Origin of the sequence: Shewanella sp. 10N.286.52.C2 (assembly GCF_002874545.1) — a bacterium.
GTDB lineage: Bacteria > Pseudomonadota > Gammaproteobacteria > Enterobacterales > Shewanellaceae > Shewanella.
The window spans coordinates 1-16421 of record NZ_MCTV01000015.1 but is presented as its reverse complement, the minus strand read 5'-3'; the positions used below and the strand labels follow the sequence as shown (position 1 = coordinate 16421).

The 16421-nt window shown below is 42.4% G+C and carries 15 protein-coding genes; 7 read left to right on the top strand and 8 right to left on the bottom strand.

Features of this window, described 5'->3' with window-relative positions; translation table 11 throughout:
* Positions 1–7 precede the first annotated feature (7 nt).
* Positions 8–1051: an MJ1255/VC2487 family glycosyltransferase gene (locus BCU94_RS07290; protein ID WP_102476023.1), complete on the top strand. Its 1044-nt coding sequence runs from the start codon at positions 8–10 to the stop codon at positions 1049–1051.
* A gap of 117 nt (positions 1052–1168) precedes the next feature.
* Here the strand turns inward: BCU94_RS07290 and rsd are convergent, their stop codons facing one another.
* Positions 1169–1645 carry a sigma D regulator gene (gene rsd / locus BCU94_RS07285; protein WP_198590413.1) on the bottom strand — a complete coding sequence of 159 codons (477 nt, stop codon included), beginning with the start codon at positions 1643–1645 and terminating at the stop codon, positions 1169–1171.
* Between the two features lie 468 nt (positions 1646–2113).
* Here rsd and hemE point away from each other — a divergent pair, with 468 nt between their 5' ends.
* Both hemE and BCU94_RS07275 read left to right on the top strand, forming a co-directional pair.
* Positions 2114–3178, top strand: coding sequence for a uroporphyrinogen decarboxylase (gene hemE / locus BCU94_RS07280; RefSeq protein WP_102436964.1), 1065 nt, complete (start codon positions 2114–2116; stop codon positions 3176–3178).
* A gap of 290 nt (positions 3179–3468) precedes the next feature.
* The gene (locus tag BCU94_RS07275) at positions 3469–3678 is read left to right on the top strand and encodes a hypothetical protein (protein ID WP_102476021.1); all 210 of its coding nucleotides are present in this window, start codon (positions 3469–3471) and stop codon (positions 3676–3678) included.
* A 242-nt stretch (positions 3679–3920) separates the two neighbouring features.
* On the opposite strand, the gene BCU94_RS07270 is transcribed toward BCU94_RS07275, so the two are convergent.
* The 5 genes from BCU94_RS07270 to BCU94_RS07250 form a co-directional block, all read right to left on the bottom strand.
* Entirely contained in the window at positions 3921–4637 is a 717-nt protein-coding gene (locus BCU94_RS07270; protein ID WP_102436960.1) for a DUF6445 family protein, read from the bottom strand.
* Positions 4638–4818: 181 nt separating this feature from the next.
* Complete coding sequence (locus BCU94_RS07265; RefSeq protein ID WP_102436958.1) at positions 4819–6279, bottom strand: HAMP domain-containing sensor histidine kinase; 1461 nt, start codon at positions 6277–6279, stop codon at positions 4819–4821.
* Positions 6280–6328: 49 nt separating this feature from the next.
* A complete protein-coding gene (locus BCU94_RS07260; RefSeq protein WP_102476020.1) occupies positions 6329–7075 on the bottom strand; it encodes a response regulator transcription factor in 747 nt (248 codons plus the stop codon).
* A 96-nt stretch (positions 7076–7171) separates the two neighbouring features.
* Complete coding sequence (locus BCU94_RS07255; protein WP_198589304.1) at positions 7172–7909, bottom strand: spondin domain-containing protein; 738 nt, start codon at positions 7907–7909, stop codon at positions 7172–7174.
* A 10-nt stretch (positions 7910–7919) separates the two neighbouring features.
* Positions 7920–8570 (bottom strand): spondin domain-containing protein, encoded by a 651-nt coding sequence (locus tag BCU94_RS07250; RefSeq protein ID WP_241904973.1) that lies wholly within the window; start codon positions 8568–8570, stop codon positions 7920–7922.
* 234 nt (positions 8571–8804) lie between these two features.
* On the opposite strand from BCU94_RS07250, the gene BCU94_RS07245 reads away from it, so the two are divergent.
* The gene (locus tag BCU94_RS07245; RefSeq protein ID WP_102436952.1) at positions 8805–9395 is read left to right on the top strand and encodes a GNAT family N-acetyltransferase; all 591 of its coding nucleotides are present in this window, start codon (positions 8805–8807) and stop codon (positions 9393–9395) included.
* Positions 9396–9500: 105 nt separating this feature from the next.
* On the top strand, positions 9501–10892 hold the full coding sequence (locus BCU94_RS07240) for an FAD-binding oxidoreductase (protein ID WP_102476018.1): 1392 nt from the start codon (positions 9501–9503) through the stop codon (positions 10890–10892).
* A gap of 64 nt (positions 10893–10956) precedes the next feature.
* On the opposite strand, the gene nhaC is transcribed toward BCU94_RS07240, so the two are convergent.
* Positions 10957–12438, bottom strand: a complete 1482-nt coding sequence (gene nhaC, locus BCU94_RS07235; protein ID WP_102436948.1) for a Na+/H+ antiporter NhaC — start codon at positions 12436–12438, stop codon at positions 10957–10959.
* A gap of 442 nt (positions 12439–12880) precedes the next feature.
* Here nhaC and BCU94_RS07230 point away from each other — a divergent pair, with 442 nt between their 5' ends.
* Entirely contained in the window at positions 12881–13945 is a 1065-nt protein-coding gene (locus BCU94_RS07230) for an HlyD family secretion protein (protein ID WP_102436946.1), read from the top strand.
* Positions 13935–14942 (top strand): DUF2955 domain-containing protein, encoded by a 1008-nt coding sequence (locus tag BCU94_RS07225; RefSeq protein WP_102476017.1) that lies wholly within the window; start codon positions 13935–13937, stop codon positions 14940–14942. Before BCU94_RS07230 ends, BCU94_RS07225 begins: the two co-directional genes overlap by 11 nt.
* A 122-nt stretch (positions 14943–15064) precedes the next feature.
* On the opposite strand, the gene purD is transcribed toward BCU94_RS07225, so the two are convergent.
* On the bottom strand, positions 15065–16366 hold the full coding sequence (gene purD, locus BCU94_RS07220; protein ID WP_102476016.1) for a phosphoribosylamine--glycine ligase: 1302 nt from the start codon (positions 16364–16366) through the stop codon (positions 15065–15067).
* Positions 16367–16421 lie beyond the last annotated feature (55 nt).

The window sequence follows — 16421 nt, the reverse complement described above, 5'->3', positions numbered from 1 at the left end:
GTAAATCATGAAAATATTATACGGTGTTCAAGGGACGGGAAATGGCCATATTAGCCGTGCCAGAGTCATGGCAAAGGCGTTAAGTAAAACTGATATCGAGGTTGATTTTTTATTTAGTGGTCGCGCCAAAGATGAGTACTTTGATATGCAATGTTTTGGCGACTATCAAGTTAGAACGGGCATGTCTTTTATTACCGAAGACGGGCGAGTCAGCATTGGCAAAACCATTAAAAGAAATATCACTTCACCCATTGTGTCTGAAGTGAGACAACTTGATTTGAGCGGCTATGATTTAGTGTTAAACGACTTTGAGCCAGTGAGTGCTTGGGCTGCTAAAAAACAGGGCGTGACCGCAATTGCGATCAGTCATCAAGCGTCCTTACAATACTCAGTACCTAAACAGGGAATGAGCTGGTTTGATGAATTACTGTTAAACAACTTTGCACCTGCAGATATCAAATTAGGCTGTCATTGGCATCATTTCGGTTTTGCTATTTTACCTCCCTTTGTAGAAGTTGAGCCAAGTTGTGGTGCTCACAGTCATCAAATTTTGGTGTATTTACCCTTTGAAAGTGCCGACGCGATAGCAGCTTTTTTAAGGCCTTTTCCTGACTATCAATTTTTTGTTTACCATGGCAATAAGCCAAAGCAGTCATTACCAGATCATATTAATTGGTTCAGCTTTGATCGCTGTGGGTTTAAACAACACATGTCGCAATGTGGTGGGGTAATAGGTAATGCAGGTTTTGAGCTTGCCAGCGAGGCGATGACATTAGGTAAGAAGCTACTGGTTAAACCGCTTCAGGGGCAATTTGAGCAATCATCAAACGTAGCAGCATTAGAGCTGTTGGCTGCAGGACAAAGTATGGATAGCTTAGATAGTAAAATGTTAGCCCGATGGTTAAAGGCGGCGTCGCCCAAGCCTATTGCATATCCGCAAGTCGGTGATGCCTTGGTGGGGTGGTTACTACAAGGTAATTGGCATCAACATCAAGCGCTTTGCCATGATTTATGGTCCCAAGTCGATCTACCTGATAACTGGCGCAAGTAAATGGCATCAGTAAATCGAGCCTTTCTTTGTCTGTGACTCAAGATCAATCAGTTAGCCGCTAGCTTTGCTAATTACTTTGGTAAGTAATAAGTAATAAGTAATAAGTAATAAGTCACATTAGCTGACTTTTGAATGATGCTGATGAAGTTGCTCGAGTAACTCATCTTCCAAAGCAAAGCGCGCTTCCATTGCTTGAGCTAAATTAGAGAGATCGCTATCTAATTCTAGCAACATAGAATCGCTATCTGCTTCAGTATATTTGTCATTGAAGTCTAATGCGGCATCAGTTGATTCACTGATTTGTGGTAATAACAGTTGTGCTCGGGCTTTACTTTGTTCACCTGATTTTTCACACTCATTAACCAATTGATCGTATACCTCAAAATGACCTTCAGAGACATAATCAACTAATTGAGCGCAAAACTGCTTAACGGTATCTAGTTCAGGTAAGCTTTTTGCAGGGACTGAGTAAGGGGCGAGGCCAGCAATTTTGAAGTATTGGATCAGTAATGCTCTGCGGTGCTGCAGCCATTGATCAACCAGCTTATTGGAGCCACCCCATTTTTGTTCGGCTTTTTCTAGTTTTGTCAGCATTATCATTCTCAATTTAGTAACCAATACATAACACTTAATGTATGAGAGAAAGTAGTGATTAATCAACTCTTTTCTGCAAAAGAAGCAATGGATTGACCAGAGGAATGGGCTGAGTTACGAGGGAAATATTCTTTGTTATTGTAATCTAAAGAAAAATGCCCAGCGATAGCATGCTACCGCTGGGCAAATAGATTTTTAAGGGCTCGATTTATCGTGCTTCTTGATTGTTCTTGCTAGCGCAGACTTTTTATATCAAAGGTGCAGCGAAGGTGCAACTTTTTTGTCGAGTTAGCTTCACACCTAGTCAAAAATCACCCTTTTTGTGAGCATATTAACGTTTATATTAGCAATTTTGATACTAGTAGGAGGGGCAGCTCACATAAATTTAGCAGAACTGGTTACATTAATACCTTAAGTCGCTAAACTACGGTTCAGCGGATATCAATATATGTTTAGGAATCAAGCCCAATGGCAGAATTAAAGAATGATCGTTATTTACGCGCTTTACTAAAACAGCCTGTTGACAGAACGCCTGTATGGATGATGCGTCAAGCTGGTCGTTACCTTCCAGAATACAAAGCAACCCGTGCTCAAGCCGGTGATTTCATGTCGCTTTGTAAAGACCAAGACTTGGCTTGTGAAGTGACTTTACAGCCATTACGTCGTTATGATTTAGATGCAGCTATTTTATTTTCAGACATTCTAACCATTCCAGATGCAATGGGCTTAGGCTTATACTTTGAAACTGGTGAGGGTCCACGTTTTGAACGTCGAGCTGATACCGTTGACTCGATTAAAAAGCTTTGCATTCCAGATCCAGAAGATGAACTTGGTTACGTGATGCGTGCAGTAAGCACGATTCGTCGCGAGCTAAAAGGCGAAGTACCGTTAATTGGTTTCTCTGGTTCTCCTTGGACGCTAGCCACTTATATGGTTGAAGGTGGTTCAAGCAAAACATTCGAAAAAATTAAGAAAATGGCTTACGAAGAGCCAGCAGCATTACACATGCTTTTAGACAAGTTAGCTGATTCAGTTATCTTGTACCTAAATGCACAAGTTGCTAACGGTGCTCAGTCGTTAATGATCTTTGATTCATGGGGCGGTGCGTTATCTCACCACGCTTACCGTGAGTTCTCATTACGTTACATGCAAAAAATCGTTGATGGCCTAACTCGCCATGCTGACGGTCGCCAAGTTCCTGTTACCTTGTTCACTAAAGGTGGCGGATTATGGTTAGAGTCTATGGCTGAAACTGGTTGTGATGCGCTCGGTTTAGATTGGACTGTTGATATCGGTGATGCACGTCGCCGTGTTGGTCATAAAGTGGCGCTGCAAGGCAACATGGACCCATCTGTACTTTATGCTTCACCAGAGCGTATTCATCAAGAAGTGGATCAAATCCTATCTTCTTACGGTGAAGGTACTGGCCATGTATTTAACTTGGGTCATGGTATCCATCAACATGTTAACCCAGAACATGCTGGTTCATTCATTAACTCAGTACATGAGCTATCAGCGAAATATCATAAGTAATTGATAATGATGCGCACAAAAAAAGACGAGCAATGCTCGTCTTTTTTTTAATTCGTTTTCGACCACTGAGCTTTACCATATTTTATTCATCATAGTTTTAATGGTAATGAGTGCTCTCTATCACAAAGTGACAATTGAATATTCTAAATTGTGATCTTAACAAAACTCTTAGTGGGGTTTATTTGATACTTTATCGTCATTCTGAGAATTAAGTATTATTTAGCTAACTAGCTTTGTTTCATGATGAAACAGAGGCAAAAACTAGTAGCCTTTGCCAAAAAGAGTTAATTATGAAAATTCAAATTATTGTTGCTTTAATGTTCTTTGCTGTATTTGCTGCGCTACTACCAGGTACCCATTACATTTATGTGGCTAATGCCGATTATTATATGGGGCAATTTGTGACTGTTGCGGCAGTATTATTAATGTGGGGCAGTTTAGCTGCTGGTTTTGTGAGTCTTTTCTTCCACAAAATTAAAAAACTTTATCAATCTATCTAGAGTTAATAGCTAAAATTATTCCACTAAACATCTATGTTTAGTGGATAGCGGCTGGGCAAATAAAGCACTGAGCGTGGATACGTTCGGTGCTTTATTTTATTCGCTAGGATAAAGTGTTTTATATTGGCTTCAAGTTGATAGATGATTTCCATGTGGTGATAGCGCTAGCGACCAATAAAGCGAATACCAGTAGGAGAATTTTTTGTCTTTTTTACGATAGAAGCAACTGCAAAATTTATATTTTAAAATATGTCTTCAGCCATATAAAAGAAAGTGACGGCGAGGCGCTTTTCTCTTTTTTCTTTGCCAAAATAGCTACTTGCACTATGTACCATATTGCCTTTGAATAGGATTAAACGGTTGAATTTATTTTCTATACTTTCATCTTCATACCAAGCACTTGGTGGCAAGCTTTGTGTATTCAATGCATCAACTAAATTATGGTAAGGCTTTTCGACTAAGTTTCCGCCAGCAGCATCATTTGAATATTTTAGGCGATAAAAAGAAGTTCCTGAATGTGGTTTTGGGTCGCGACTTAAAAAAAGTACAGCACCAAAGCGACAAAGCTGACGATTATCGACATGTGGCCTTGCAGCACCTTCTTCGCTTCCGACTAAAATAGCGGTATTAGTATCAACGACAACATCATTTGACTCAGCCACCCAAATCTTATCTTTTCCTATTGTTTGTTTTATCCAATTCTCTACCAGTTCGAGCTCTTTTTTCTTCAATGCATTTTTCGAACGCATCCCAGGCCAAAGTTCATTGGTGTAGGGTTTGCCAAGCTTCCACTTACTTTTAATAAAACATCGGTTTGCTATATCAATTGCCTGTTTTTCAGGGAAGAAATCATCAATTATCCAATAGTTTACATTTTCTTCCGGCTTCTCATAGGGAAGCCTTGGAGAACCGAAAGGGATTTCTGGGAGGTTTAAGTCATCTGAATACTTCTGGTGCATATGGTGTATACCTTCCATTTAACTCAATATTGTTATTATTGTTTGTTTATATTTAATATTTTATTAACTTAATCGATGTTATCAATATTTACGAATTATGGGTAGGAAGGCGAAGCTATTTTATTGAGAAGAATTAGTCGCACATAAGTGAGAGTGTTAATGCAACTAATGCTAAAGCGAATTAATGATGACAGCTTTGTAGTTCGATATGAAAGCAACTCCCAGTGCCTGGTTCACTGTCAACATTAATACGGCACTTTAGGAGTCCAAGCAATTGGCGCACTATGGCTAAACCAACACCCAACTGTGGCAATGTTTGATTGGGCTCAAATGATAACTGCTGCATGGATAATTGTTTTAAGGCTTCGACTTCATGCTTATGCATGCCTGCGCCAGTATCTTTAACGGCTAACCAGCTTTGACCATTTAAGCTTTCGCTGTATACCTTGATGGTGCCACCTTTTGGGGTGTATCTCAGGGCATTATCTACAAGATTATTTAATATTCGACGCATTAATTGTGGGTCGGTATACACTTGCAGCTCATCGGCAATATTAAAGTCTAAGAGTATTCCAAGTTTTTGCGCTCTGGGTGCAAAAGTTTGTTTTAAATCCAGTAATACCTCTCGCAAATTAATTTGACTTATTTGGGCACTGATTTGACCATTTTCCAGTGCTGCTAATTCAAGTAATTGTGCCAGTAACTGCTGTAAGTTTTGCCCTGAATTAGCGGCGTACTCAATTAATTCTGGTTGGCGCTCTGCTGGCGGTAATAGTAGCCAGGTATCGATATATCCCAGCAAAGAGGTGAGTGGGGTTTTTAAGTCATGGGACAAATGCAGTAAGAAGTCATGTTTGGCTTGTTGTTGGCGTTTGACTTGTTGGTGTTGTTGGCTGATTTTATGCAGTAAATGATTAATATTGTCACTGAGGACTCTGATTTCTTCGCTGCCATTGTAACGGTTAGGCAAAGCCAGTGTGCCGCTTAATGGCGAATCTTTTAATTGGTTGAGATCGCTAGCTAATTTTTTAATTGGTTGGGTAAAAAAGCCCAGCAATAGCACAAATAACATCAGTGCAAAAATAATCCAAAAGCCAATGGTAGCGCCCCAAAGCTTGGGCTGATTTTCTGAGTTTATTAGTGCTTGCCAGCTATCATAATCTTCGCCGCCGATGATGACATATAAGTATCCACTGTGAAGCCCGTCAGTAGTGATGAGCGGGCTGACGGAAAAGATTTTTTCTGTTTTTTTTGAGCGGGGATCTGTGCCTAAAATCGGTAGGTCTCGACCTGCAATAAATTGCTTTATCTTGGCTAAATTTACTCGAGTGGTTTTGATTTTCTCTTCTTTGGCATCGTAAGCAATGACACGACCTTGTGGATCTAAGGTATAAATTTCAAAACTTGGGCCCAGCAGCATAAAGTCGTGAAATGCTTCTTTTAGCGCTGCATCTGAGGTAATCCCTTGTGACAATAACGGATTAATGTGCGCCATATGTTCAGCAAGTTGTAAGTGTAATGATTGCTGAATTTGATTACGGCTAAATTCATGGTTGAGTTGTAACCATTGCCACAGGGCTACAAAAAGTAGCAACACCATTAAAGTGGCAGATAAGAATAGTCGGTTAAATAAGCGGTTCATTAGAGACCCATATACACTTTAAAAATAACATGCTTAAAACGAATATCAGCTAAGTTGCTGATGGTGGAGAGAACTTATAGCCTACACCCCAAACGGTTTTGACTAATTCTGGATGCCCAGGGCTGTGGGCGAGTTTATTGCGTAAGCGATTAATGTGACTGTTAATCGTATGCTCATAACCGTCATAGTTGTAACCCCACACTGCCTCTAATAATTGCATTCGGCTAAATACTTGTAGTGGATGCTTGGCCATAAACAGCAACAGATCAAATTCTCTAGCGGTTAATTCCAGCGGGCAGTCATTGGTAATGACCTCACGGGTTGCTGCGTTAATGGTAACGCCATTAAACTGCAGTTGCTCAGAGCTGATTTGTTGAGTTTTACTACGCCTAAGCATGGCTTTTACTCGCGCTCGTAGCTCCAGCACACTAAAGGGTTTGACTAAGTAATCATCAGCACCGGCTTCAAGGCCCAATACAATATCGGCTTCTGAATCTTTGGCAGTTAGCATCATCACAGCAACCGAGTTGTCAGCTTCACGAAGTTGCTGGCACAACATAATGCCATCGCCATCTGGTAGCATACGGTCCATCAAAATCAAATCTATTACACTAGATTTAATGATGTTAAGCGCTTGGCTTAATGTGGTGGCATGAAACACCTCATAATTTAGTGCGGTTAGATTTAGCATGATGAGCCTTGCCAAATCTTGCTCATCTTCAACCAACAAAATATGTGGCTTGATTTGGTGCTGATGGTGCTGATGGTGCTGATGGTGCTTATTAGAATCATTCATCCAGAATTTCCCATTTCAGGTCCTTATCCAGCAGACCTGAGATGGGCGGATAAACTTTCAGATTGTTTGGTTTTTAATCATAAAGGCTGATGCTTGCTATTGTGTGCGGCTGATTGATATGGCTATTGCCGGATTATCAAAACGGTGTGATGGCGTTAGGACTGAGTCCATTAAACCGTCATACATGGTGATCACGCCTGGATGAATATGAACAAAATCAACATCATCACGGGTTGCATTAAACCCCTCTCCGCCATCAGCAGGTCCGGGCATAGTACCTTTTTCTTCTGTATTAGCTTCAGTGCCAGCGTCGTAAACCATGCCTTTCATAGCGACCATAGTGTCGACTGCTAACATCGAAATGTCGTAACTGTTTAATCCAGTAAAGGCATCGTTGGTGTTTACCAGCATGGTTGCTACGGTAAGGTTGGCAACATCGGCTTCATCTAAAGTAATTGTGATGGTTTCTGACATGCCTGGCATCAATATACCAGCGCCACTGGCCGTAACCTCGATACCCTCAATAGCCGCTACATCACTTGAATCGCCGCCTTCAGCAATTTTCTCTAGGGCGACATTTGCGCTTTCGCCTGCTTGCCATAACATCACATCATTGCTATGAACGGCAATTGCAATCGGTGACATGGGTTGATTAGCCGTTAAGTTTGTCACTGTGACGCTATAGGTTTGCATTACCGTATCGGGCGTTGGGGTTGGAGTCGGCTCAGGAGACGGTGAGTTGTTATTGTCTGAACAGCCACTTAAGCCCAGCACAGCAATTAATGCTGCAGCACTCAGGCTATATTTATTGATATTTTTGATTGGATATTTCATCACATGCCCCTTATTTAACGGTAACAACAACTTTCGCAACAGGGTTTAACCAGCGATGAATTCGGCTGTCTAAATCACTGGCGCCGCCGGCTGGATCAGTATCACCAAGCACACCTGGGTGAGTGTGGACATAACCATTAGTAGCACCATCCATAACACCAGTACCATTCATACCTCCGTCACCACCTGGCGCTGCTGGAATACCTGCAACGCCGGACATTCCGCCGCCATTAACCACTTCATCATTGGCTTCAGTACCCGCATCATAGGCGTTTACATAAACTGCGTAAGTACCCGCCTCAGTCGGGATCTCCCAGCCATCTAACCCCATAAAGGCATCATTGGTTGGTAGTACCATAGCAACGATAGAAAGGTGCGTCATTTCCATTGAATCAAGCATGACATCACTGACATTAGCACCGGGGGCTAATAAACCCATGGCTGGGTTGGTAACAGTCACGCCACTTGCGCCCATAACTGCGGCATCTAAATCAGCAATATCACCGCCCTCGGCCATTTTTTGTAATGCTGGTGTAGCCATTTCGCCTACTTGGAATAGGTGACTGTCAGCATCGTGTGCTGCAATAAACAATGGCGTGAAGTGATTACCGTGGGTTAGGTTAACAACACTGATTTCAACTTCAGCAGCATTAGCTGACATACTGAACAGGCCAGCGGCGATGAGTCCACAAGTCAGTAAGCTTGCTTTTTGTGCGATAGGTTTTAATACAGATGATTTCATAACGGAGCTCCTTTTGTTTAATTGCAATCGATTCTGCCAAAGGGATCTCACTGTGTTATCGCCAAATTATCACAAAAGTTTAACATCGTTATTTTTGCTAAATAATTGTGCTATCTTGGCGATATATTAAGACAACCTGGAGTCAATATAATAATGATAAGAAGCTTAACTCCTGATGATTTTCAACAAGTTATTGAACTCGGAAACTTGGTTCATGGTGAAGGGTATTTAAATCTATCTTCGCTTGAAAAAATTTATCGAATGGGTATAAAAAATAATATCAATGCTCACTTTATCGCAGAAAGTGAACAATTATCACCAACTAAAAATACCCATAATTCGACGGCTAATATTGTCGGTTTTAGGCTGACTTATGCCGCTGGGAAGTGGCCAGTTGATCAATGGTGTACTCCTGAAAAGTGGCCTGTTACTGCTGAAAATATGTGTTATTTCAAATGTAATACAGTAGCAGAAGCATATCGCGGTCAGGGGATTGGTTCTAAATTACTGCAAGCGTCTATTGCGGCTGTTAAGCAACAGGGCGCCAAAGCGGGGGTGAGTCACTTATGGCAACAAAGCCCAAATAACTCGGCGGTAGGTTACTTTACTCATGCTGGTGGGCAATTAATTAAACAACATCCGAGCCGTTGGAACCAAAAAGTAGACGGTAGCGATTATCTTTGTGTGCTTTGCGGCGATGATTGCCACTGCACAGCTTGTGAAATGGTGATTGAATTTAGCTAACCATTTATAGAGAGACGTTATCAAAAGGCTTTACTAAAAGGCTTTATTGCAGATTTTAGTGCCCGCATTTGCACTCATATAACCAAAATAAAAAGAGCCGCTGCTATGTATGATCCTTTAATAACCCCGAATGCTGCTTCACAACCACTGGCCAATAGCTATTGGGCAAGTACCCAAGCTTTGCCGCCACGCTTACCTCACCTAAGTGGTCATCAGCAAACGGATGTCGCGATAATTGGCGGCGGTTATACAGGATTACTGACGGCATATTATCTCGCCAGTAAATACCATATAGATTGCCATGTATTAGAGGCAAACCAAGTGGGTTTTGGTGCCAGCGCCCGTAATGCAGGTTTTGTATTAAAGGGCTCGGGCAGGTTGGGCTATGCCGCTATGGCAAAACGTTGGGATTTAGCCACCACTAAAGCCATTTATGGCGAGTTTAGCCAAGCTGTCGAGCGCGTTGAATCACTAATTCATAAATACAATATAGAGTGTGATCCGCAGGAGAAAGGCTACTTAAAGGTGGCGCATAACCCTAAGGCGTTGCAGCAGCTTAAAACAGCCGCTGACTTTATTCAGCAGCATTTAATACCTTCACCATTAGACAGTAAATCACCCTCGTCAGCAGGCTCTGCAAATATGGATCAGCATGCGCAATTTATTAATGCTGCAGACTTTCGCCGAGATTATTTAAATCATCACCAAGCCTATGGCGCACTGCGATTAAGTGATGGCTTTGGGGTAAACCCGCTAAAGTTATTGCTGGGCTATAAATCAATGGTTGAGCATCAAGATGTCACCCTATCTGAAAGCTCATGCGTGCTTGACTGGATCGAGGAAAATGGCAAGCACCGTCTGTTCACTGAGCATGGTGAGTTAAGCGCAAATAAAGTGATAGTGGCCGCCAATGGCTATACGCCCAAAGCGTTTAATCACCGCATTGATGAAAAGTTTTTGCCAATACTCAGTAATATTATCGTCACTGAGCCACTTAGTGCTGATGAGCTGCAAGCCGCTGGTCTATTTAGCCATCAAGTAACCATGGACACCCGCATTTTAAAATATTACTTCAGGTTACTGCCTGATAATCGATTACTGTTTGGCGGCCGTGGCGCTGTGTGGGGAAAAGACGCTGCAGATCCGATTTATGGTCAGCGACTCAAGCTGGCCATGAATAAATGCTTTCCTGCATTAGCGACTAAAAAAGTGGCCTATAACTGGACGGGCTGGATAGCGGCATCAATGGATGATATGTCCCATGTAGTTGAGAAAAACGGCGTGGGTTACAGCTTAGGTTATTGCGGCGCTGGGGTGTCTTTTAGTGCACAAGCGGCTTTTCGATTAGCCCAAAGTATTGCCGGTGAAACACCAACTGAAATAGCTAATTTACCACTTTATCAAAACCCATTACCCCGTTTGCCCTTTGCTAAAGCAAGGCGAATAGGGCAATGGGGTTACTATCATTATGGCTGGTTGAAAGACCGTTTTGGATAACAGCTTATATAGTCATTTATATAGTCACTTATATAGCAGCAGGCTAAGTCCGTATTTTTGAAATTTATAAACCTTCTGTGAGTTGCAGTGATTCATCTAGCGGTTGTATTTTGATATTGAAATACGCATAGGATGCACTGATGAATGGGCAAACTAGGTTAAAGATTGCATAAGGCAAATAAGCAATGGTTGCTACGCCTAAGGTACTGGCCATGAAAGCACCGCAGGTATTCCACGGGATAAGTGGGCTAGTTACTGTAGCTGAATCTTCTAGAGTACGGCTTAGATTAACTGGCGCCAACTTGCGTTTTTGATATTCAATTTTTAGCATTCTACCGGGCAGTACAATGGCAATATATTGATCGGCAGTAATAATATTTGCGCCGATACAAACTCCCAAAGTGGTGATAATTAAGCTGCTAGTCCCCGTCACTAAACTTAAGATACTTTCCAGTAAGCGCGATAATGATCCTGTCACTTCCATCACGCCGCCAAATGTCATGGCGCAGAGGATTAACCAAACCGTGGTGACCATGCTGCTCATGCCGCCGCGGCTTAATAAGTTATCTAAAACCGTGTCACCTGTGGTGGCAACATAACCATCAAACATCGCAATCCAAATACCTTTAATGAGTGCTACTATCGGTAATAAGTTGTCCTCATTAACGTAGCTGACCACATTATCAAATTGGAAAATCGCCGCACAAATAGCCCCAGCAATTGTCCCTAGAATTACGGTAGGAAAGGCTGGCATTTTTTTGTTAGCAAAAAATAACACCACTAATAAAGGAATAAGCAGATGCAGGCCAGGTTGATAAGTTGCTTCGAGGAGCAACAGGGTGCTATCAAGATCTGAATTGAAGCTAGCAACATCGGCTGATAGCCCTAAAACAGTGAAGACAATTAGCGCAATGATAATGCTGGGAACCGTAGTCCAAGTCATGTATTTGATGTGGCTGAAAATATCAGAGCCTGCAACCGCTGGCGCTAGGTTGGTTGTGTCTGATAATGGTGACATTTTATCGCCAAAATAGGCGCCGCTAATAATCGCGCCAGCGGTGATATTAATATCTAATCCCATAGCGGAAGCTATACCAATTAAGGCAATACCTAGGGTACCCGCCACAGTCCAAGAGCTACCAATACTGATCGCGACCACGGCACATAAAATACAGCTAGCGGCATAAAAATATTGAGGGTGCAAAATCTGCATGCCGTAATAAATCATTGTCGGCACCGTGCCTGCCAAAATCCAAGTGCCAATCAGCGAGCCCACGGTAAATAGAATTAACAAGGCGCCAGTGGCAACACCAATACTTTTAATGATGCCGCGTTCCATTTCATTCCAGCTATAGCCATTTTTATAGCCAATTAAAATGGCGATACAGGCCGCGAGGATCAGCGCGATTTGGTTGGCACCAGATGAGCTATCGGAAGAAAAAAGATACACCGCAGTGCCTAGCATTGCGATGAGGGCAAAGACGGGTGCAAGGGCATCGAGCAAACTGGGCTGTTTGTGTTTGTTTAGCTTTTGCTTATCAGACATTGAGTGATCTCTATTATTATTTTTTTGGGGTGTGATGAGATTTTTTATATTTATGCTGGCTGTTGCGCTGTCAGTATTATTTGTTATTAACTTGTGACAGGGTGACATCCTGCCATAGGTCTAAGGGGTAAGTCGATGTTTTATGGCAATGACCAGCAGTGATAAAAAATGTGGCTCTTTGGAGCTGATGAGGCGATTGTGACTATTAAGCTAACTGAGTAAAATAGCTATTCGCTTAGGCTAATAAAAGTGAATAACTATGTAATATTTATAATGTGCTTCTTATCGAAACCTTAGCCTTTGTTTGAATAAATTTTTATCACTCTTACAAATACTTGTATGTATATTTTCACTTATATCCTAGACTGTATTATTGAGAGCTTAGCGCTCAGTTTCAGCACTATTTCATCACTATTTCATCATCAGTTAGAGAGTTAATATCATGTCCGCAGCGGAAAAATCATCTCGTAAGTTAAGTTTTTATATTATCGGCGTGATCCTGTTTGTGTGGTTGTATAGCCTATGGGCCGATAGAGTCACCCCTATGACAGGCGATGCGAGAGTCCATTCCTATTTGGTGAGAGTTGCCAGCCAAGTGGCTGGTAATATCGTTGATGTTAATGTCAAAAATAACCAAGTGGTAGAAGCGGGTGAGGTGCTGTTTAAAATCGACCCACGCAACTATCAAATTGCCTTACAGTCAGCCCAAGCTAACCTTGCTATCACAGGGCAAAGTATTGGCGCCAATACTGCAGCAGTTGAAGTTGCTCAAGCGAATGTGATTGATGCGTTAGCAGCCCGCAATAACGCCAAAGAGCAAGCGGTAAGGATCACCGAGTTAGCAGCGCAGGGGGTATTAAGCCAATCTGATTTAGACAATGCAATTGAGTCTCGAGATCGAACCCAAGCCAGTTATAACGCCGCAGAAGCCTCATTAGTACAAGCCAAACAAAATTTAGGCCCACAGGGTGAAAATAACCCGCAGTTATTGGCGGCCATGGCCAACCTTGAGCAAGCGCAGCTAGACTTACAGCGCACCGAAGTGATTGCGCCTTCACAAGGTGTCGTGACCAATTTACAACTTACTCTAGGGCAAAGAGCCACGGTTGGCACGCCGATGCTGACCTTTATTGATCCCCGCGGTATTTGGATTTCAGCACTGGTTAGAGAAAACTCTCTAGAGCATATTCGTGAGGGGCAACGAGTTGAAATTGTGCTCGATGCACTGCCAGGGAGGGTGTTGAATGGCAAAGTCGATAGCATAGGTTGGGGGACTGGTGGCAGTAATAATATTGACCAAGCAACAGGCTTTTTAACCGCAGATACCACTTCGTTAAATGCCCAGCGTTATCCGGTTAACATTGTTTTTGAAAACGATGATATACCGCAAAACATTCGTTATGGCTCCCAAGCTACCGTTGCCTTTTTTACAGAGCAAAGCAGCTTTGGCGAATGGTTAGCTAAAATTTGGATCCGAGTTGTGAGCGTGTGGACCTATGTTTCGTAATGCGGTGAATCCGATCATCAGGCTGGTATTTTTCCCGGTCTTTTTGCTGTTTTATTTGCAATACTCTGGGGCGGCTATGCCTATTTTAGCGCCGATGTTTGTGGTGATATTTTTAACCATCATGCCATCAAAGCCGCCTATGAGTATGTTACTTAAACTGCTTATCATATTATTCTTTCTTAGCTTTATATTGGTGTTTCTTGCTGGGGTGTTAAAAGACACTCCCACAGGTTATGCGCTATTTTGCTGGGGATTATTTTTTTGGTGCTTTTACCGCAGTCATCACGATCCTAAAGATATGCTTGCCACCTTAGCCTTAATGGTGGTGATTATCATGACAGTGATGAATTTCCAAATGGGTGCGCCAGTGGACGTGTTACCTTGGTTGATGTTTGAAGCCTTTTTAATTGCCATCGTTATCACCTACATCAGTTTTTTATTATTCCCAGGTGATGAGCAAGATATTTTAATGGATGAAACCGTTAAAGAAGGGGCGCAAACTAACATTGGGCTTATCATGTTTAAAGCCACCGCCATGTGTATTACGCTGGTGGTACTTATCAGTATTGGCAGTACGCAAACCATGCTGATTGCCATCACCATTGGCAGTTTGATTAAAATTCCTATCGCGAATGATCATCGTATTTATAGCCAGAATAAAATTGTCACCACCGCCACTGGGATCTTATTTACCTTACCTGTGATGCTACTGTTTGCCTTTGGGGTTTCAACTTGGATGTTAATTGGGGTGACGTTATTTTGCGGGCTGCAGTTAGCTTGCTTTGGCATTCGTCGACAATGTCGCTTTAGTATTTACCAGTTATTGTTTACTAATTTTATCGTATTAACGTATCAAATCATTAAGCACCAAGCGGCAGATTCACTGTCGTCTGAATTTACCCGTTTAATCTCGATTGTTATCGCCATACTGGTTGGGGTGTTGATTTTGAATTTAAGCAAACACTCGGCGGTGCCTTTAGTAAAGGAAGATAAATAGTTTAATAAGCTCCTAATACTTTAATGGAATTGAATTTTGAACGCTAAAACAAAAATCCCTGTGACTTTTGGCATTAGTTGCCATCACAGGGATTTTTTTAATTCAGCATTAGGCTAAAAAAATTAACCTTTATCTTGCTCACGTGCGATAGCGCGGTAGGCAATATCAGTGCGGAAGTAGACGTCATCCCAGTGGATAGCATCGACTAGCTTGTATGCGCTAGCTTGTGCTTCTGTCACAGTGTTACCTAGTGCTGTGGCACATAAAACGCGGCCGCCTGCAGTGACAACATGGCCGTCTTTCATGGCGGTGCCAGCGTGGAATACTTTGGCGTTGTTATCACCTAATGATAAACCGTCAATCACGTCAGCTTTACGGTAAGCATCTGGGTATCCGCCTGCTGCAAGTACAACACCGACTGCTGCGCGTGAATCAAATTCAGCAGTCACTTTATCTAACTCACCCCGGGTAGCGGCTAGACAAAGCTCAACTAAGTCTGATTGCAGACGCATCATGATTGGCTGCGTTTCTGGGTCGCCAAAGCGGCAGTTGTACTCAAGTACTTTTGCGCTGCCATCTGGAGAAATCATTAAGCCTGCGTATAAGAAGCCGGTGTAAACATTGCCTTCTGCTGCCATGCCGTCGACCGTTGGGCGGATAACATTAGCAATGGTCCAGTCGTGAACAACTTGGGTCACTACTGGTGCAGGTGAATATGCACCCATGCCGCCAGTGTTAGGGCCGTTATCGCCGTTATCACGGGCTTTATGGTCCTGGCTGGTGGCCATTGCTAAAATGTTTTTACCATCTACCATTACGATAAAGCTGGCTTCTTCACCTTTTAAAAATTCTTCGATAACAACCCGTGAACCTGCTTCACCAAACTTGTTACCTGCTAGCATGTCTTCGATTGCGGCGTCAGCTTCAGCTTGGTCTGCCGCGATAATCACGCCTTTACCCGCTGCTAAGCCGTCAGCTTTAATCACCACAGGGAAACCTGTTTTGTTGGTTAACTCAACTGAGTAAGCTTTTGCTGCTTCAATTTCAGTGAAGTTTGAGTAGTCAGCTGTTGGGATGTTATGACGTGCTAAAAAGTCTTTAGTGAAGGCTTTTGAAGACTCAAGCTGTGCAGCGCCTTGAGTTGGACCAAAGATAGGCAAACCTGCTTCGTTAAAGGCATCCACTACGCCAAGTGCTAATGGTACTTCTGGGCCAACAATGGTGAGTTCAATTTTATTATCTTGAGCAAATTTAACCAGCTCTGAAATTGCTTCAACCTTAATGTCGATGTTTTCTAGTTTTGGCTCTAAGGCTGTACCAGCATTACCTGGTGCAACAAATACTGTTTCAACTTGAGCTGATTGTGCTGCTTTCCAAGCTAACGCATGTTCGCGTCCGCCGCCACCAATAACAAATACTTGCATCTTTTAATCCTCTTATAGCTGCGCCATGGTCTCAGTTTCTGCTTCAAACATGCTC